The 19,495-nt window shown below is 66.3% G+C and carries 12 protein-coding genes; 2 read left to right on the forward strand and 10 right to left on the reverse strand.

Annotated features, from left to right (window positions below):
- Nucleotides 1–323 precede the first annotated feature (323 nt).
- Genes AC5RUO_RS13515 through AC5RUO_RS13525 form a run of 3 tightly spaced genes read right to left on the reverse strand, consistent with a single transcriptional unit; the run spans nucleotide 324 to nucleotide 7,880 of the window.
- Nucleotides 324–4,043, reverse strand: a complete 3,720-nt coding sequence (locus AC5RUO_RS13515) for a 1,4-alpha-glucan branching enzyme (protein ID WP_494103791.1) — start codon at nucleotides 4,041–4,043, stop codon at nucleotides 324–326.
- 1 nt (nucleotide 4,044) lies between these two features.
- Nucleotides 4,045–5,841: a maltose alpha-D-glucosyltransferase gene (gene treS, locus AC5RUO_RS13520; protein ID WP_494103792.1), complete on the reverse strand. Its 1,797-nt coding sequence runs from the start codon at nucleotides 5,839–5,841 to the stop codon at nucleotides 4,045–4,047.
- Entirely contained in the window at nucleotides 5,838–7,880 is a 2,043-nt protein-coding gene (locus AC5RUO_RS13525) for an alpha-1,4-glucan--maltose-1-phosphate maltosyltransferase (RefSeq protein ID WP_494103942.1), read from the reverse strand. The genes treS and AC5RUO_RS13525 overlap by 4 nt, the downstream gene beginning before the upstream one ends.
- A gap of 191 nt (nucleotides 7,881–8,071) precedes the next feature.
- Here AC5RUO_RS13525 and glgP point away from each other — a divergent pair, with 191 nt between their 5' ends.
- Nucleotides 8,072–10,690 carry an alpha-glucan family phosphorylase gene (glgP, locus tag AC5RUO_RS13530; protein ID WP_494103793.1) on the forward strand — a complete coding sequence of 873 codons (2,619 nt, stop codon included), beginning with the start codon at nucleotides 8,072–8,074 and terminating at the stop codon, nucleotides 10,688–10,690.
- Nucleotides 10,691–10,728: 38 nt separating this feature from the next.
- Nucleotides 10,729–12,516: a thiamine pyrophosphate-requiring protein gene (locus AC5RUO_RS13535; protein WP_494103794.1), complete on the forward strand. Its 1,788-nt coding sequence runs from the start codon at nucleotides 10,729–10,731 to the stop codon at nucleotides 12,514–12,516.
- Nucleotides 12,517–12,522: 6 nt separating this feature from the next.
- On the opposite strand, the gene AC5RUO_RS13540 is transcribed toward AC5RUO_RS13535, so the two are convergent.
- The 7 genes from AC5RUO_RS13540 to ispD all read right to left on the reverse strand — a co-directional run bounded on the left by AC5RUO_RS13540 (nucleotide 12,523) and on the right by ispD (nucleotide 19,440).
- Entirely contained in the window at nucleotides 12,523–12,879 is a 357-nt protein-coding gene (locus AC5RUO_RS13540) for a barstar family protein (protein WP_009357281.1), read from the reverse strand.
- 7 nt (nucleotides 12,880–12,886) lie between these two features.
- Nucleotides 12,887–13,363: a guanyl-specific ribonuclease gene (locus AC5RUO_RS13545; RefSeq protein ID WP_494103795.1), complete on the reverse strand. Its 477-nt coding sequence runs from the start codon at nucleotides 13,361–13,363 to the stop codon at nucleotides 12,887–12,889.
- 13 nt (nucleotides 13,364–13,376) lie between these two features.
- Entirely contained in the window at nucleotides 13,377–15,488 is a 2,112-nt protein-coding gene (glgX, locus tag AC5RUO_RS13550; RefSeq protein ID WP_494103796.1) for a glycogen debranching protein GlgX, read from the reverse strand.
- A 104-nt stretch (nucleotides 15,489–15,592) separates the two neighbouring features.
- Entirely contained in the window at nucleotides 15,593–16,582 is a 990-nt protein-coding gene (gene rlmB, locus AC5RUO_RS13555) for a 23S rRNA (guanosine(2251)-2'-O)-methyltransferase RlmB (protein ID WP_494010713.1), read from the reverse strand.
- 90 nt (nucleotides 16,583–16,672) lie between these two features.
- Nucleotides 16,673–18,130 (reverse strand): cysteine--tRNA ligase, encoded by a 1,458-nt coding sequence (gene cysS, locus AC5RUO_RS13560; RefSeq protein WP_494103797.1) that lies wholly within the window; start codon nucleotides 18,128–18,130, stop codon nucleotides 16,673–16,675.
- A 9-nt stretch (nucleotides 18,131–18,139) separates the two neighbouring features.
- Nucleotides 18,140–18,655: a 2-C-methyl-D-erythritol 2,4-cyclodiphosphate synthase gene (gene ispF / locus AC5RUO_RS13565; protein WP_494103798.1), complete on the reverse strand. Its 516-nt coding sequence runs from the start codon at nucleotides 18,653–18,655 to the stop codon at nucleotides 18,140–18,142.
- Nucleotides 18,656–18,657: 2 nt separating this feature from the next.
- The gene (ispD, locus tag AC5RUO_RS13570) at nucleotides 18,658–19,440 is read right to left on the reverse strand and encodes a 2-C-methyl-D-erythritol 4-phosphate cytidylyltransferase (protein WP_494103799.1); all 783 of its coding nucleotides are present in this window, start codon (nucleotides 19,438–19,440) and stop codon (nucleotides 18,658–18,660) included.
- Nucleotides 19,441–19,495: the final 55 nt, after the last annotated feature.

Raw genomic sequence — 19,495 nt, forward strand, 5'->3', positions numbered from 1 at the left:
TGGCACACTATTGAGTTCTCAAACAACAGACACACCCGGCACCACCCAAACCAAACATTCAGGATCGCTCCGGAGCAACTTTTCAAACTTACCGGCTGGCTTCACTCTTGTCAAACCGGCGGTCGCGACCTTCATCAGCATGAAGCTTTTTGGTCGGGTTTTCCGGCTGACTCTGTGGACCAGCGCGGAAATAAACTCTACCACCACTTGGCCGCGATGGCCAACTCTCCTGGACGCCGGTTCCCGCCACCAAGGTGACGGGGCACGGAAAAGCCCGGAACCACAGGGATTCCGGGCTGTTCCATGCGGTTCACGCTGGCAGGCTACGCGGAGGCTGCTGTCCCACGCCCCGATACCTTCGGTGCTGCAACTCCTGGCTTGAAGTAGGCTGCGCCGAGCGGCGGCAGGGTAACGGTCAGCGTGGCGGGCTGGCCGTCCTGGCCTTCGTCGACGGCCTTGAGTCCTTCCTTGTTCAGGACACCGGACCCGCCGTAGGTTTCATGGTCCGTGTTGAGGACTTCCATCCATGGCCCCGCCGCCGGTACGCCGAGGGTGTAGCCGACGTGCGGGCCGCCGGAGAAGTTGATGGCGCACACCAGCGGGTTACCGTCCTTGTCCCAGCGGATGAAGGACAGGACGTTGCGGTCGGCGTCGCCGCCGTTGATCCACTGGAACCCGCCGGGCTCGTTGTCCCGGGTGTAGAGCGCCGGTGTGGTCTTGTACAGCTCGTTCAAGTCCTTGGTCAGGAGCTGCAGGCCCTTGTGCGCGGGGATATCCGCAAGCCACCAGTCGAGCCCGTGCTGCTCTGACCATTCTGCTTCCTGGCCGAATTCGGTGCCCATGAAGATCAGCTGCTTGCCGGGGTGCGCCCACTGGTAGGCCAGGAACGTGCGCAGGTTGGCGAGCTGCTGCCAGCGGTCGCCCGGCATCTTACGCAGCATGGAGCCCTTGCCGTGCACAACCTCATCGTGGCTGATGGGCAGCAGGAAGTTTTCCGTGAACGCGTACACCATAGAGAACGTGACGGTGCCGTGGTGCCATTTACGGTTGACGGGATCCTCGGAGGCGTACTTGAGGGAGTCGTGCATCCAGCCCATATTCCATTTGAGCCCGAAGCCCAGCCCGCCGTGGCTGGTGGGCGCCGTGACGCCCGGGAACGCTGTGGACTCTTCCGCGATCATCACGGCACCCGGGTGCGTCTTGTAGACGGTGGCGTTGACTTCCTGCAGGAAGGAGATGGCCTCCAGGTTTTCCCGTCCGCCGAAGCGGTTGGGCTGCCACTGGCCGTCCTGCCGGGAGTAGTCCAGGTAGAGCATGGAGGCAACGGCATCCACGCGCAGTCCGTCAATGTGGAACTCGTCGAGCCAGTAGAGGGCGTTGGCCACCAGGAAGTTGCGTACCTCGGTACGGCCAAAGTCGAAGATCAGGGTTCCCCAGTCCGGGTGCTCGCCAAGGTTCGGGTCGGCGTGCTCGTAGAGTGGCTCGCCGTCGAACTGGGCAAGGGCCCAGGCGTCCTTGGGGAAGTGGGCCGGAACCCAGTCGAGCAGCACGCCGATGCCGGCCTGGTGCAGCGTGTCCACCAGGTACCGGAATTCGTCCGGGTGGCCAAAGCGGGACGTCGGCGCAAAGTAGGAGGTGACCTGGTAGCCCCAGGAGCCACCGAACGGGTGCTCCGCCACAGGCATGAACTCCACGTGGGTGAAGCCGAGCCATTTGACGTAGTCCACCAGTTCCTTGGCGAGCTCGCGGTAGCCCAGCCCCAGCCGCCAGGACCCGAGGTGTACTTCGTAGACGCTCATCGGGGAATTGTGCGGATCCCGCTGGGCACGCGCTTCCATCCACTCGTCGTCCTTGAAGGCGTAGGAGGATTCCACCACCCTTGAGGCCGTCAGCGGTGGAACCTCGGTTCCGAATGCCAGGGGGTCGGCTTTCTCCACCCAGTGACCGGCCCTAGTCCGGATTTCGAACTTGTAGCAAGCGCCGGCAGAAACGCCGGGGATGAAGAGTTCCCACACCCCGGAGGAGCCCAGGGAGCGGAGGGAGTGTTCGCGCCCATCCCAGGCGTTGAAGTCGCCCTTGACCCGGACAGCCTGCGCATTGGGAGCCCAGACGGAGAAAGAAACGCCGTCCACGTCGCCCAGGGAGGACTTGTAGTGCCGGGCATGGGCGCCCAGGACCTCCCACAGCTTTTCGTGCCGGCCTTCGCCAATCAGGTGCAGGTCCACCTCGCCGACGGTGGGCAGGTACCGGTACGGTTCGTCGACCGTCACCGGCTCAGCCCCCGGGTAGGTGACCGACAGCCGGTAGTCGGGCACGTGTCCGTGCTGCAGCGGTTCCAGGACCGCCACCCATACGCCGTGCGCCTCGTGCTGCATGGGAGTTTCGCCTGCGGCGGTGATGACGTTGACTGCTTCGGCCAGGTGCTTCACCGTGCGGATGGTGACGTGCCCGTAGTCGTCCAGGTGCGCACCCAGGACGGAGTGCGGGGCGTGGTGTTCACCGTTTGCGATCCTGCCCAAGGTGCCGTCGTCCACCTGCAGCGGTGCGCCCGGGCGGTCAGTTCGTGCTGAGCCTGTCATTTCGTTACCTTCCGATGCTGCCCCGGCATGGTCGCCGGCGCTGTTACCGCTAAGGAGCCGCCTGGAGGCGTTCACCGGGATCGCCAGCCAGTCGGGCCTGTTACGCATTTCATAAACTACTTCGTACAGTGCTTTGTCCAGCCACAATGCCACAAAGAGGGGCGCGTTCCGGTCCACGGTTCCTGGCGTGACGCTGGCGTAGCCGTCAAGGAACGCGTCCGCGCAGTCGTCCACCCACGCTGCTGGCACCTGGGCGCCTTCCTGTTCGCGCTGGGCGGCTCCCGCGGCGTAGTCGAAGGAGCGGAGCATTCCGACGACGTCGCGCAGGGGAACGTCGGGGACGTTCCGTTCGGCGATGGGCCGAAGGGGCTCGCCTTCGAAGTCGAGGATGGCCCACCGGTCAGGGCCGCCCTGTGCCGGGACCTGCAGGATCTGGCCCAGGTGAAGGTCGCCGTGGATCCGCTGGAGCGGCCCGGTGGGCACACCGTCGAGGCCTTCCAGCAGCGCGTCCAGTTCTTTGTCAAAGGGCCCGACGGCGGGGCCGGCTTCCGCCCATGCCTGGCGGACGCGCTGGGCTACTCCCGGTCCGATCACCTTGCCCGGTTCGCTTTCGGCGGACTGTCCCAGCGCTTCGGCAAGGCGGCGGTGCACTGTTGCGGTGGCGGCCCCGAGGGCCCTGGCTTCTGTGGTGAAATCAGTGCCGGAACGGGCGGCGTCCACCGCGAGGCGCCAGGCATCCCGCCCGCCGGCCAGGAACTCGTGTGCCACGGCCAGCTCGCCTTGCACCTGGCGGGTACCCTTTCCGTCAGACGGGGTCCTGCCGTGGGCCAGCCACTCCCCCCGCACCCAGCCAAGGGTTGCGGGTACCTCGGACGTCCCGGCGGAGGTCAGGGCGGACCCCACCTCAACTTCGGGGTTGGCGCCCTCGGACAACACCCGGAAGAATTTCACAATCGCTGCCGATTCGCCGTCGTCCACAATCACTGAACTGTTGGACTGCTCCCCGGACAGGACCTTCACAACACCGTGCGCGGTAGGCAGCCGGTAGCTCCCGGGGACCTTGAAACCCGCTGCCGTGCCGCTGGCAGCCTTCTCTTCATTCCGGATCAGCTGCAGCCAGGAGCCCACGAAGTCGGGATCGTGGACGGCGTCGTAGACCCACGGACGGGACGGATCCGTGCCGGCCGCCTGGCCAACAAGCGCCCGTTCCATTCCTGCTGCGGGTGCGGGCCGGAAGCTCAGCGGAACCTGGACCACGGCAGTCCGCCTGCCGCCGTCGGAGCCCTGCGTGCTGACGTTCAGCAGGAACACGGACAGGGCTGCGTGCCTGGCCGGGTCTTCAAGCCCCAGGCTCCCTGCCTGGGACATTTCGAAGTCAGGCGACTTGATGGGAAACCAGCGTTGCTTCGGGAGCCATTCCTGGAGCAGTGCGGTCAGGGCGGGCGTGAGAATAGGCTGGTTCATGTCACTCCTCTATCGACAGGATGGGCATGGCCTGGGTGTAGGGCGATGACGGGTTGGATGCCGCAGACCGGACGCGCAACCAGAAGAAATCGTGGCTGCCCAGGGTCAACGTCAGCGTGCCGTCGTCATTGATTCCGGGGAACATCTGTCCCCCGAAGACATCCCGCAGTCCGCGGCCGGCGTACTCCGGTACCCGCAGCCGGGCTGCCACGGGATGCTGGGAAAGGTTGAAGACGCACAGGACGGTTTCGCCGTTCAGTCCCGCGGGGTTGCCATGGGGCAGTTCGCGGAGGTAGGCAAGGACGGCGTCGTGGTCGGCCTCCACGTGCTTGTAAACGCCCAGGCCGAACGCGGCATGGTTCTTGCGGACGCTCAGGATCTGCCGGGTCCACCGCAGCAGGGAACCGGAATGGGCGGACTCGGCCTCCACGTTCGCCATGCTGTAGTTGTACACCAGCGACTGGATGGGAGGCAGGTACAGCTTGCCCGGGTCCGCGTGGGAGAAACCGGCATTCCGGTCGGGGTTCCACTGCATGGGGGTACGGACGGCGTCCCGGTCCTCGAGCCAGATGTTGTCGCCCATACCGATTTCGTCGCCGTAGTACAGGAACGGGCTGCCGGGCAGGGACAGGAGCAGCGCGTTGATCAGTTCGATCTCGGCACGGGAGTTGTCCAGCAGCGGCGCCAGCCGGCGCCGGATGCCGATGTTCGCCCGCATCCGGGGATCGGGGGCATACCAGCCGAGCATGGCCGCGCGTTCGTCGGCGGTGACCATTTCGAGGGTCAGTTCGTCATGGTTGCGCAGGAAGGTGCCCCACTGGGCGCCCTCCGGAATGTCCGGGGTGTCCCTCATGGTCTCGATGATGGGCGCTGCCTTCTGGTCCCGGAGCGCGTAGTACAGCCGCGGCATGATCGGGAAGTGGAAGGCCATGTGGCACTCCGGTTCCGCTTCCGTGCCGAAGTACTCCACCACCTCGTTGGGTGGCTGGTTGGCCTCAGCGATGATCACCCGGCCGGGGTAGCTTTCGTCCACCATGGCCCGCAGTTTGCGGAGGAACTCGTGGGTGGCCGGCAGGTTCTCGCAGTTGGTCCCTTCCTCCTCGTACAGGTAGGGGATGGCGTCGGCCCGGAAACCATCGATGCCCTGGTCCAGCCAGAACCGCACCACATCGAAGAGCGCCTCGATCACCTTGGGGTTTTCGAAGTTCAGGTCCGGCTGGTGGCTGAAGAACCGGTGCCAGAAGAACTGCCGCCTGATGGGGTCGAACGTCCAGTTCGATTCCTCGGTGTCCACGAAGATGATGCGGGCATCCTGGTACTTCTCGTCCGTGTCACTCCATACGTAGAAGTCCCCGTAAGGCCCCTCGGGGTCCTTGCGGGACTCCTGGAACCAGGGGTGCTGGTCCGAGGTGTGGTTCAGCGGCAGGTCGATGATCACGCGCACGCCCCGGGCATGCGCCTCGGCCACCAGGCGCTTGAAGTCGCTGATGGTGCCGAACTCGTCCAGCACGGAGTTGTAGTCCGAAATGTCGTAGCCGCCGTCCCGCAGCGGTGACTGGAAAAAGGGCGGCAGCCAGAGGCAGTCCACGCCCAGCCACTGCAGGTAGTCCAACCGGTCGATCAGGCCGGAGAAGTCTCCGGACCCGTCGCCGTTGGCATCCGCGAAAGCCCGGACCAGTACTTCGTAGAACACGGCCTTCCGGTACCACAGCGGATCATGCTGGAGGCCCGGGGCGTTGAGCTCGAATGTGCTCTTGGGAGTGAAGTGCTGGCCCGAACTTTGCGCAGTAAAACTCACTGATGCGTTCTCCTCACGCTGAGGATGTGTGCGGGCTCAACATGCGGGTCCAGACGCACGTAGTTGTACTCGCCCCACTCCCAGCTTTCCCCGGAGATGAGGTCGTCCACGTAGAATCCGCCGTTGGCGGTCAGGTCCTGCGGATCCAGTTCAAGCGCGGCGAGGTCCAGTGTCACGGTGGATTCCCGAGTGACATGCGGGTCCACGTTGACCACCACGATGAGGGTGTCCTTGGAACCGTCAGGCAATGTCTTGTGCTTGGAGTACACCACCGTGGCGTCGTCCGTGCTCTGGTGGATTGTCAGGTTCTGCAGGTCCTGGAGCGCAGGGTGGTCCCGGCGCAGGTGGTTCAGCCGGGTGATGAACGGCGCCAGGGTGCGTCCGGATTCGGCTGCCGCATCCCAGTCGCGTGCCTTGTATTCGAACTTCTCGTTGTCGATGTACTCCTCGGCGCCCGGACGGGCAACGTGCTCGTAAAGCTCGTAGCCTGCGTAAACCCCCCATAACGGGCTGGCCGTGGCGGCCAGGACTGCCCTGATCCGGAACGCCGGCGGGCCGCCAAACTGCAGGTAGGGGGTGAGGATGTCCGGGGTGTTGACGAAGAAGTTGGGCCGGAAGAACGCCGGCGAATCGTGGCTCACCTCGTGGAAGTAGTCCTCAATCTCCTTCTTCGTGTTGCGCCAGGTGAAGTAGGTGTAGGACTGCTGGAAGCCAGCCCGGCCCAGGGCGTGCATCATTGCGGGCCGGGTGAACGCCTCGGCGAGGAACACCACGCCCGGCACTGCTTTGTTGACTTCGGCAATAAGCCATTCCCAGAACCAAACAGGTTTGGTGTGCGGGTTATCAACCCGGAAAATCTTTACGCCGTGGCTGACCCAGAGCAGGACAATCCGGAGAATTTCATTGGAAAGGCCCTCAGGGTCATTATCGAAATTGAGCGGATAAATGTCCTGGTACTTCTTGGGCGGATTTTCGGCGTAGGCAATACTGCCGTCCACGCGGGTAGTGAACCATTCCGGGTTCGACGTTACCCACGGGTGGTCCGGAGCGGCCTGCAGGGCGAGGTCCAGGGCAACTTCCAGGCCCAGCTCATTGGCCCGGGCCACAAAAGCGTCAAAGTCCTCGAACGTGCCGAGGTCGGGATGGATGGCATCGTGCCCGCCTTCCTCGGCACCAATGGCCCAGGGCGAGCCGGGGTCATGCGGACCGGCAACCAGGGTGTTGTTGGGCCCCTTGCGGTGCTTCACGCCGATGGGATGGATGGGCGGCATGTACAGGACGTCGAAGCCCATGGCCGCGACAGCGTCCAGCCGCCTGGCGGCAGTGCGGAAGTTACCGGAAGTCCACGTGCCGGTGGTGTGGTCCTTGACGGCGCCCTCTGAACGGGGAAAGAACTCGTACCAGGCACCGCGGCCGGCACGGTCACGCTCGACATTGAGCGGGTACTTTTCGGAAACCGTCACCAGTTCGCGGATGGGCTGGCGGGCGACGATGTCCGCCACTCCGTGACTGAAGCCGGCGGCGAGGCGCTCCTCCGGACTCAGCGACCGGTCCGCCAGCCTCTCGGCGACCCAGCGCAATGTTGCCCTGTCCGCCTCGTTCCGGGAGTCGTCGTCGGACGCTTCGGACAACAGCGCAGCGCCCTCAGCGAGCATAAGTTCAACATCGATCCCGGCGGCGATCTTCACCTCGGCGTTGTGGTGCCAGGTGCCGTAGCGGTCATGCCAGGCTTCAATGACAAAGGACCAGTGCCCGGTTTCCGACGGCGTGAGGATGCCTTCCCAGCGGTCGGTTCCCATGCCGCGTTCCCCCCGCGGCGGCGCGAGCCGGACGCGCTGGCGCTCTGCGCCCGACGCGTCCAGCAGGACTGCGCTCACGCCGAGCTGGTCGTGGCCTTCCCTGAAGCAGGTGGCACCCACCACGATTCCTTCGCCCGGCAGGGCCTTGGCCGGGAACTTTCCACCCTCGACGACGGGCTGCACGGCCGTGATCGGAAACCGTCCGAACCGCAGCCCCTCCGTGATGGATCCCCTTGGCATTTTCTCTGTTACGGCACTGATTCCTGAGTTAGTCGTCACAGGCTCGACGTTAGCGAGAAAAGTCCAAGATTGCTAAGCCTGCTCACTAATCTCGTCGTGCCGCACGTCATTTCCTGCACGCCCCTGTCATTTACCCAAAAGAAACCCAAAGCTGGTTCCGGCCGCCCATGTTGTCCGTTAGTGTGACGCAGGTGAAGGCAATCCGCAGGTTTACGGTCCGTACAGTCCTCCCCGAGCCCATCCGCCCGCTGGCGCGGCTTGCAAGCAATTTGCGCTGGTCCTGGCACCGCCCCACCCGGGAACTCTTTGCGGGATTGAACCCCCGCATCTGGGAAGAAAGCGAGCAGGACCCCGTCGGCTTCCTGGGCATGGTCAGCAGGGAAGAATTCCAGCGGCTTGCCGCCGACCAGTCCGTGGTGGAGCGGGTGCGGGCAGCGGAGCAAGACCTTGACCGGTACCTAGAGGAACCGCGCTGGTACCAGGGCCTGGGGCCGGAGGCGCCGGCGTCCATCGCCTACTTCTCCCCCGAGTTCGGCATCACCGAGGTCCTGCCCCAGTACTCCGGCGGCCTGGGTATCCTGGCCGGCGACCACCTGAAGGCGGCGTCGGACCTCGGCGTGCCCCTCATCGGCGTGGGCCTGCTTTACCAGGCCGGCTACTTCAAGCAGTCGCTGTCCCGGGACGCCTGGCAGCAGGAGACCTACCCCGTCCTGGACCCGGACGGCCTGCCCCTCACCCTGCTTCGCGAACCCTCCCCCGACGGCAACGGCAAGCCCCTGCAGATCACCCTGCCGCTGCCCAACGGCCGCCGGCTGCTGGCACACATCTGGCGGGCCGACGTCGGACGCGTCCCCCTGCTGCTCCTTGACTCGAATGTGCCCGGCAACGATGACGCGGCGCGCAGCATCACGGACCGGCTGTACGGCGGCGGCGGTGACCACAGGCTGCAGCAGGAACTGCTGCTCGGCATGGGCGGGGTCAAGGCGCTGCGCGCCTTCCAGCAGCTCACCGGTTGCCCCGCGCCGGAAGTGTTCCACACGAACGAGGGCCACGCCGGCTTCCTGGGCATTGAACGCATCCAGGAGCTCATGTCCGGGGACCAGGCGCTGACCTTCGATGAAGCGCTGGCGGCCGGCCGCGCCTCCACCGTGTTCACCACCCACACTCCTGTTCCGGCCGGCATCGACCGGTTCGAGATCTCGCAGATCAGCCACTTCTTCCAGGCCGGCTTGGCACCGGCCGTGCCGGTGGACCGGATCCTGGAACTGGGCCGCGAGAACTACACCGACGGCAACCCGGCCGTGTTCAACATGGCGGTAATGGGCCTGCGCCTGGCGCAGCGCGCCAACGGCGTGGCCAAGCTGCACGGCGAAGTGTCGCGGGGCATGTTCTCAGCACTGTGGCCCGGCTTCGACCCCTCCGAGGTACCCATTACCTCGGTCACCAACGGTGTGCACGTGCCCACCTGGGTGGACAGCCGGATCGCCAAGCTGGCCCGCGACCAGTTCGGCAGCGAGGCCGAGGCCAACGGCCGGTGGGACCTGGCCTACAACGTCAGCGACGCCGACGTGTGGGCGCTGCGGCGGGAGATGCGGTCCGCGCTGGTGGACGACGTCCGCAAACGGCTTCGTGCAGCCTGGAAGAAGCGCGGCGCTGCAGACGCCGAACTGGGCTGGACGGACAACGTCCTGGACCCCGATGTGCTGACCATCGGCTTCGCGCGGCGCGTTCCCACCTACAAGCGGCTGACACTCATGCTGCGCGAACCGGAACGGCTGAAGGCACTGCTCCTGCACAAGGAACATCCCATCCAGCTGGTCATCGCCGGCAAGTCCCACCCTGCCGACGACGCCGGCAAGAAGATGATCCAGGACCTGGTCCGTTTCACCGACGACCCCGAGGTCCGGCACCGGATCGCGTTCCTGCCCAACTACGACATCGCCATGGCACGCACCCTGTTCCCGGGCTGCGACGTGTGGCTGAACAACCCGCTGCGTCCGCTGGAAGCCTGCGGGACATCCGGCATGAAGGCGGCGCTGAACGGTTCGCTGAACCTGTCCGTCCTGGACGGCTGGTGGGACGAGATGTACGACGGCGAGAACGGCTGGGCGATTCCCACCGCCAATAACGGCGCGTCACCGGAAGAACGCGACGACATCGAGGCGGCAGCCCTGTACGAGCTGCTCGAAACCCAGGTGGCGCCGAGGTTCTACGGCAGCACCGTCTCGGAGGCGGCGGGCGCCGCCGGGCCGTCGACGTCGGCGGCCGAGAAGGTGCCCACGCACTGGGTCTCGATGATCAAGCACACCCTGTCGCACCTGGGCCCTGCCGTCTCTGCTGAGCGTATGCTGCGCGACTATGTGAACATCCTCTACCGTCCGGCCGCCGTAGCCGGCCGCAAGGCCATCGCCAACTCGTACTCGCAGGCACGTTCGCTCGCATCGTGGTCAGCCAAGGTGCGTTCCAACTGGTCCCAGGTCCACGTGGAGCACGTGGATTCGGTGGGCGTCTCCGAGGATCCGCAGATCGGCGACACCCTGCAGGTCAACGCCTACGTAGCCCTGAACAGCCTTACCCCGGATGACGTGTGCGTGGAGGTGGCCTACGGCCGGGCCGAGGAAAGCGACACCCTGGCGGACATCACCCTGATGGAGCTGCAGGTGAAGGAGGACCTTGGCAACGGCCGCCACCTTTTCAGCGGCTCGCTGGTGATCGACCGCTCGGGCTCCTTCGGCTACACCGTCAGGGTCCTGCCCCGGCACGAGGCCCTGGCATCCAAGGCTGAGCTGGGCCTGATCGTCAACGCTTGACCCTTCGCCAACCGGCCTGAACCGACGCAGGAGGATCCATGACTGAACAAACCGTGTCCGACGTGATCGTGGACCGGCTCACCACCTGGGGCGTGGACCGGGTTTTCGGCTACAGCGGCGACGGGATCAACGGTTTCATGGGCGCGCTGCGGCGGTCCGGCGGGCGCGTCGAGTTCGTCCAGGCCCGGCATGAGGAAACCGCGGCATTCATGGCCGTGGGCCACGCGAAGTATACGGGCGGCGTGGGGGTGGTGACCTCAACACAGGGCCCGGGCGCCGTCCACCTCCTTAACGGGCTGTACGACGCGAAGCTCGACGGCGTGCCGGTGGTTGCGATCGTGGGGCAGCAGAGCCGTACGGTGCTGGGCTCGGCCTACATGCAGGAAATTGACCTGGGCGCCCTGTTCAAGGACGTAGCATCCCAGTTCGTCCAGCTGGTCAGCGCCCCGGAGCAGGTGCCCATGGTCCTGGACCGGGCATTCCGCACGGCGAAGGCCACGTCCTCGCCGTGCGTCGTCATCGTCCCGCATGACATCCAGTCCGCGCCGGCACCGCAACTCGAGCAGCAGCACGGCATCGTGGTTACCAGCCCGTCGTGGAGTTCTGCCGCCAAGACGCCCCGGGATGAGGACCTGGACGCCGCGGCCGCCCTCCTGAACTCCTCGGAACGGGTGGCGCTGCTTGTCGGCCAGGGTGCCCGGCACGCCTTCGAAGAAGTGGTGGCCGTGGCGGAAAAGCTGGGTGCCGGCATTGCCACCAGCCTGCTGGGCAAGCCGTACGTTGATGAGACGCTCCCCTTCGCCGTCGGAACCATGGGCCACCTGGGCACCACTGCCAGCGCCCACCTGCTGGGCAACTGCGATGCCCTGCTGATTGTGGGGTCCAATGATCCGTGGACGGAGTTCTATCCGCCGCCCGGGGCGGCGCGCGCCGTGCAGATCGATATTGACGAGAAGAAGATCGGCAACCGCTACCCGGTGGAGGTGGGCCTGCCCGGTGACGCGGCATCCGCCCTCGCGGCCCTGGGCCGTAGGCTCGAGCACCGCCCGCGGAGCCAGTGGCGCTCGGACGTGGAATATGAAGTCAGCCGCTGGCGTATCCTCGCCGCGGACCGCGCCGCCGTGCCTGCCTTGCCCGTCAACCCCGAACGCGTGGTCCGCGAGCTTAATGGCAGGCTCCCGGAAAACGCGCAGGTGAGCGTCGACGTCGGAAGCTGCGTGTACTGGTATGCCCGCCAACTGGTGCTGCCGCCCGGGGTCCCGGCGCACCTTTCCGGCACCCTCGCCAGCATGGGGTGCTCCATTCCCTACGGGATTGCCGCGAAGCTGGCCCACCCCGACCGGCCGCTCGTGGCCCTGGCCGGGGACGGTGCCATGCAGATGGCGGGTGTCGCCGAGCTGGCCACCGTGGCGCACCGCTGGCAGGAGTGGGAGGACCCGCGGTTCGTGGTGTGCGTCTTCAACAACCGGGAGCTGACAGAGGTCACTTGGGAACAGCGCGAGTCTGAGGGCGAGCCGCGGTTCGCGGCCAGCCAGGAGCTTCCCGATTTTCCTTTCGCCGGATACGCCGAGCTGCTGGGCCTTGGGGGCATCCGGGTGGAGGATCCGGAGCTGCTCGGTGAAGCGTGGGAGCAGGCCTTTGCCGCGGACCGGCCCATGGTGATCGAGGTGCTGACGGATCCGGAAATTCCGCTGCTGCCCCCGTTCCCGGCCGGCAGGGAAAAAGCCGAGAGCATGCGCAAGGGGCTGGCTGCGGAGGACGACGGCGCCCGGGCCGCCGAACTGCTCGATACCTACCTGTCGCAGGAGGAACCTGCCGGCGGCTGACTGCGGCTAGAGCAGGACGGCGGTGACGGCCAGGTCCTTGCCGGCGTAGCTTTCCGCGTCCTGGAGGATCTCACAGATGATCCCGAAGGACCTGTCGCTCCGGAACGGGGCGGCCACCTGCCAGAGGACGGTGACCGGGGCGTTGCCGTTGTCCGTGATCGAGTCCGCAAAGTCGTGCAGGGAGTCGTTCAGGGCGTCGAGGTTGACCCCGTAGTGTTCCGGAAAACTGAGGACTTCACCGAAGGTTTCCAGGACGGCACGTTTGCTGTCAGCCGGCGGGACAACCAGGCTTCGGCGTCCGGCATCGGCCACCTGTTCCTGCAGTTCCTCCAGGGTCCAGGTGTCGCCAGAGTAGATTTTCATGGCTTGCTTAGCTGCCTTCCGCTATGAACTTGAACGACTCGTAATGGTCTTCGGTGTAGTACTTGTCCCCGCCGCTGCCGGCCACGATCCGGCGGGCACCCCGGTCTGATTCCCCGGGCGTGGGCACCGTGTACTCGCGGTAGTATCCGCGGTCCTGGCGCGGCAGGATGCGCTCGAAGTTGCCGAAGGTCTGGTCATCCTGGCTGTACTGGTACGGGCCTCCCGCGCGGATGAGTGCCAGGACCCTGCGGCCCTCAGGCGGCAGTTCCGATTCCCGGATGGATGCCAGCCCTGAAGGGTTGTCAGCCGCGACCGGCGCCGCGGGGGTGGACTGTGAGGCGGAACCCGGTGCCGTGGCGCGGGAGGTGGCCTCCGCCGTCGTGCTTTCCCTCGGCTGATCCAGGAGTCCGGGGCCGCCGAACATGACCAGGGCCAGTACCACAAGGGCACCCAGCAGCAGGGGCAGGAGGGAACGGTTGCGCATTCTTCGGTCCAGGCTACGTGCGGTAGATGCTGATGGAGTTGGCCTCGGCCACGTCCGTCTCCCCGGCAGCCACCACCCCGCCCTGCCGCTGTTCGTGCAACGGTGAGGTGGTCAGGCGGAGCTCGAACCTGCGCGGAGCGGTCCCTTCGGCGGTAACCTGCGGGAGCGTGATCTGCACGTCCGAGGTTCCGCCGTTCACCACGATCAGTCCTGCGAACTCCCCGTCGTCGGTGCCGAGCAGGAGCTGGACCACCCGGTGGCGCGGATCGTTCCAGCGCTCGGTGGACATTGGCCGGCCGTCCTGGTCGAACCAGTAAAGGTAGGACTGTTCGTCGCGGACGGGGAAGTCGTGGGGCTGGGCGGCGAGGAACTCCTTGCGCAGGCGGATGTAGCGCTTGGTGCTGCGCAGCATCTCGTGGGATTCCGGCGTGCGGGTCCAGTCCAGCCAGGTGATGGCGTTGTCCTGGCAATAGGCGTTGTTGTTGCCCAGCTGCGTCCGTGCCAGTTCGTCACCGGCGGTGATCATGGGCACGCCGAGGGAAATGAGCAGCGAGGCCATCAGGTTGCGGCGGGACTGGGCCCGCTTGGCAAGAATGTCGCCGTTCTCGGTGGGGCCCTCCACGCCGTGGTTGTAGCTGCGGTTGTCGCCGTGGCCGTCCCGGTTCTGCTCACCGTTGTCCTCGTTGTGCTTCCGGTCGAAGGAAACGAGGTCGTTCAGGGTGAAGCCGTCGTGCGCGGTGATGTAGTTGACCGATGCCAGGCGGGAGCGTCCGGAAGCCTGGAAAAGGGCAGCGGAGCCTGACAGCGAGTCAGCGAGCTTGGCTACTGACCCGCCGTGGCCGCCGTTTTCGAGGGCTGCCCGGTCCGCAAGCCAGAAGGAGCGGAGGGAATCCCGGAAGTGGTCGTTCCAGTCCACCCAACCCAGCGGGAACCGTCCGGTCTGCCAGCCCCCGTAGCCCACGTCCCAGGGTTCGGCGATCAGCTTCACGTCTGACAGGACGGGGTCCGCCGCGACGGCCAGCAGGAATGGATGCCGGGGGTCGAAGTCGTTGGCAGCGTTGCGGCACAGGGTGACCGCGAGGTCGAAACGGAAGCCGTCAATGTGGAACTCGTCCACCCAGTACCGCAGCGAGTCCACCACCAGCTGGACCACCCGGGGCTCGGCGAAGTTCAGGCTGTTCCCGCAGCCGGTGGTGTCCACATACCTGCCCTGCCCGTCCGTGCGGTAGTACGTGTCCTCCCCCAGGCCCCGGAAACTCACGGTCTGGCCTTTGGGTCCGCCCTCCGCCGTGTGGTTGTAGACGACGTCAAGGATGACCTCCAGGCCGGCGGCGTGAAGGGCCTTGACCATTCCCTTGAATTCGTCCTGCACAGCCTTCGGCCCGGCCTCCCGCGCCGCCTTGGTGGCATATGCCGGGTGCGGGGCAAAAAAGGCCGCAGTGTTGTAGCCCCAGTAGTTGGTCAGTCCCAGATCCTGCAGGTGCGGTTCGTCGAGGTGGAAATGCACCGGCAGCAGTTGCACCGAAGTCACTCCCAGGCTGGTGAGGTGCTCCACCACGGCGGGGTGGGCCATGCCGGCGTAGGTGCCGCGCAGCTCCCGGGGAACATCCGGGTGGAGCATGGTCTGCCCGCGGACATGGGCTTCGTAGATGATGGTGTCGCGCCACTTCAGGCGCAGCCGTTCGTCACCGTCCCAGGTGAAGTCTCCGGCCATCCGGACGCTGGTGAGCACGCCGTCCCGCTGGTCCACCGCACGGCCGTACGGATCGAGCAGCAGGGGCTGGCCGCCGTCGTCCTCAACCTCCCGCGTGGGCATCGAAAGGGGCAGCGACTGTTCCCGCGACGCGGGGCGGAACCCGTACCGCGAGCCGTAGGGCAGGTCCTCCACGATGCCGTGGTGGACCCCCTCCGTGACGTTGGGGAGCGCCTGGACACGCCAGTCCCCGCCGGGTGCGATGTAGACGATTTCCAGGCTGGGCACTCCCGGGGCGTAGCAGGCCACGTTGGCCCGGCCCCTGGCACGGTGCTGGTTGCCGCCGGAGTCCGCGCGCGGAACGCTGACACCGAGGGGAGCTGCCGTGGAGGAGTCCATGGTGGAAGCGGTGTCGAAAAGCGGCATGACCATCACCTAAATAGTAGCCGCCACGGGCATTTGAACTGCCCCGACGCTAGACACGGCGCCGGGGAGGGAAGGGCCCGCGGGAGGCGGGCTCCATCCACTCATATTTCCTACTTTGCGGCGCGCTGGCGCGAGACCTCATACAGGGAGATGCCCACTGCCATGGAGGCGTTCAGCGATTCCATCGCCGAATCGATGGGGATGGACACGATCTGGTCGCAGTTCTCCCGGACCAGCCGGCTGAGACCCTTCCCTTCCGAGCCCACCACGATGCACACCGGTTCCGTTGCGAGCGTCAGGTCCGGCAGCGAGATGTCGCCGTCGCCGTCCAGGCCCAGGACGAAGATGCCCATGTTCTTGAACTGCTTGAGGGCGTTGTTGAGGTTGGAAGCGCGTGCCACGGGAACGCGGACTGCGGCGCCTGCGCTGGTCTTCCAGGCGGAGGCGGTGACTCCGACGGAACGGCGTTCGGGAACGATGACGCCGTGGCCGCTGAAGGCTGACACGGAGCGGATGATGGCGCCGAGGTTGCGGGGATCGGTGATGCCGTCCAGGGCGACAAAGAGCGGGGCGTTGGGGACGTGCCCCTTCTTCCACTTGTCCACCGTTTCTTCGGCCAGTTCATAGGCATCCGCGTAGTCATACGGCGGGATCTGCAGGACCAGCCCCTGGTGGACGGCGTCATCGGTCATCCGGTCCAACTCCGGCTTGCCCGTTTCCAGGAGCGGGATGCCGCGCTCGGCAGCGAGCTTCAGGGACTCCTTGACGCGGTCATCCATCTCGATCCGGATGGCGACGTGAAGCGCCTTGGCGGGGATGCCGGCGCGGAGCGCCTCCACCACCGAGTTGCGGCCGGTGACGACTTCCTCCGTGGCACGTCCCTTGGGCCCGGACTTCGCTGCCCCCGCACTGCGGGCACCGGTGCCGCGCTTGGCGGCGGACCGCTCGGCGAGCTGCTTGGCCTTGTGGGCCTTGTGGTACGGCCGGTCTTCCGCCTTGGGCGTTGGCCCCTTGCCTTCCAGGGCCTTTCGGCCATGGCCACCGGTTCCGATGGTTGGGCCCTTCTTCGCTTTAACCGATCGGCGACCATTGTTGGCCATGATGTTCCACCCTTGATTGTGTTGACTGAGTCTGCATACCAGTCTACTAACCGAAGAAAAATCGTCGGACCGCTGCGGGAATCCCTTGGGTCAGTCGCGCTTCAGGCTCCAGGTGGCGCCGTCGGGGCCGTCCTCGACCACCACGCCGGCTTCGTTGAGCATGTCGCGGATGGAGTCCGAGGCAGCCCAGTCCTTGTTGGCCCGCGCCGCGGCCCGGGCAGCGAGCTGAGCCTCCACCAGGACACCGAGCGCATCCGATTCCCGGCTGTTCCGGGTGTCGGCACCGGCAACGGCGTCGAGCCCCAGCACGCCCGTCATGACGGTGACGGCGTGCATCGCCTCACCGGCAGCGTCGTCGTCGCCCTCCGCCAGGGCGGTATTGCCTGCCCGGACGGCCTCGTGCAGGGCAGCCAGCGCGCGCGGCACGTTCAGGTCGTCGTCCATTGCCTCGGAAAATGCCTCCAGGCTTACGGGCGTGCGGGCGCTGGCGTGCCCGGCATCATGCCCCAGGCGGGCCGCGGCTTTGGCAAGGAACCCGTCGATGCGTTCGACGGCGGCCGCAGCCTCCTGGAGCGACGTGGGACGGTAGTCCAGGACGGAGCGGTAGTGGGCCTGGCCGAGGTAGTAGCGGACCACCCGGGGCGGGGCGAGTTCCAGCATTTCTGCGGGGCTGATGGTGTTGCCGATGGACTTGGACATCTTTTCGCCCTCATAGGTCACCATGCCGTTGTGCATCCAGAAACTGGCGAAAGGATGCCCTGCCGCCTGCGACTGCGCCATCTCGTTCTCATGGTGCGGGAAGCGCAGGTCCAGCCCGCCGCCATGGAAGTCAAACTCCGTGCCCAGGTACTTGGTGACCATCGCGGAGCACTCCAGGTGCCAGCCGGGACGGCCCGCCCCCCATGGTGATGCCCAGGAGGCGGTGGCGGGTTCGCCCTCCTTGGAGCCTTTCCACAGGGCGAAGTCGCGGGGGTCCTTCTTCCCGCGCGGATCGGCGTCCGGTGCCGCCTGCATGTCGTCAATGTTCTGCCGGGTCAGGGCGCCGTACTTGCTCCACGAACGCACGTCGAAGTACACGTCACCGGAGTCATCCAGTGCGGGGTAGGCGTGGCCGCGGTCGATCAGCTGCTGGATCAGGGCGTGCATCTCGGGGATGTGGCCAGTGGCCCGCGGCTCGTAGGTGGGCCGGGAAACGCCGAGGGTGTCGTAGGCCCGCAGGAACTCCTGCTCGTAGCGGTACGCCAGCGCCCACCATTCCTCCTGGGCCACTTCCCCCGGCTCCGGCACGAAGCCCGGAGCGAAGGACGCCTCCGACTTCGCGAGGATTTTGTCGTCGATGTCTGTAACGTTCCGGACCACCGTTACCCGGTACCCCCGGAACGTCAGCCAGCGGGTGAGCTGGTCGAAGGCGATGGCGGAACGGATGTGGCCCACGTGGGGCATGCCCTGCACTGTGGCCCCGCAGTAGTACAGGCTGGCCTTTCCTTCGACGAGGGGGACGAAGTTCCGGACTTCAGCGGAGGCAGTGTCATAGAAGCGCAGGGTCACCGCTCCAGACTAGCCGATGGCGCTGGCGGGCCGGGGGTAGACCAGGGCGGTTGCCACGGCGGAGATGCCCTCGCCGCGTCCGGTGAATCCTAGCCGGTCGCTGGTGGTGGCGGTGACGCTGACGGGTGCGTCCGCGGCGTCGCTGAGGACCTGCTGCGATTCCTCCCGCCGGGGCCCGAACTTGGGCCGGTTGGCCACGAACTGGACTGCCACGTTGCCGATCTCGAATCCTGCGGCACGAACGATCCGCGCCGCTTCGGCCAGGAGCGTTACTCCCGAGGCGCCGGCGAATTCGGGGCGGTCAGTGCCGAAGTGGGTGCCGAGGTCCCCGATTCCGGCTGCGGAGAACAGGGCATCCGCCGCCGCATGTGCCACCGGGTCCCCGTCGGAGTGCCCGGCAAGGCCGCGCTCGCCGGGCCATAACAGTCCGCCGAGCCATAGGGGGCGCGCTGAATCGTCTGCTGCATAAGCGTGGACGTCCAGGCCGATGCCCGTCCGGGGAATGATCATCTGCGGGTCTGCCATCCCTAGCCTTCCACCCAGCGCGCGCCAAGCGGGCCTTCCAGCAGCCCTTCGGCCAGGATTAGGTCCAGCGGCGTGGTGATTTTCAGCGACTGGGTAGAACCACGGACCACATGGACCGTGGTTCCGGTCATTTCCACCAGCATGGCATCGTCCGTGACCGCTGCCGCCTGCTGCGAGTCCAGCGACTGGGCGGCCTGGTGGGCCCGTTGGAGCGTGGCCAACCGGAACCCCTGGGGCGTCTGCACGGCGCGCAGGTCCTCACGGGGAGCAGTTCCGGTGACAACCTCCGGCGCCGGTGAACCGTCACCGTCGGCGGTGGCCCTGACTGTCTTGACGGTGTCCACGACGGCGATCGCGGGAATGACCGCCTCAGCGCCGGCAGCGAGGGCGTCGGCGATGCGATGGAAGACGGAGTCGGGCGTCAGCGCGCGGGCGGCGTCGTGGACCATGACGGCGTCCGTGCCCTCCATAAGGGCGCCCAGACCGGCACGAACGGACTCTGCACGCGTTGCTCCGCCGTCAACGATCGTCAGGAGCGGACCGCCGTCGGCAAGCTCTTCGCGGAAGTCCTCACACAGCCTGCGCAGCCCGTCATTTCCGGCGGGCAGCGCAATGCACACTTGGCTGCTGATTCCGGACGCGACGATGCCGCGCAGGGCATGCATCAGGATGGGTTCTCCACCCAGCGGCACTGCAGCCTTGGGCATGCCATAACCAAGCCGTTGCCCCGAACCTGCGGCCACCAGGATCACCGCGGTCACGAGGCGGTTAGGTGTTTCGCTCATGCGGACTAGCCTACGTCGCCGCGGGCCGCAGCGTCCGGCGGGGCGCTGCCGTGTG

This window comes from Arthrobacter sp. Y3221087 (genome assembly GCF_059089905.1).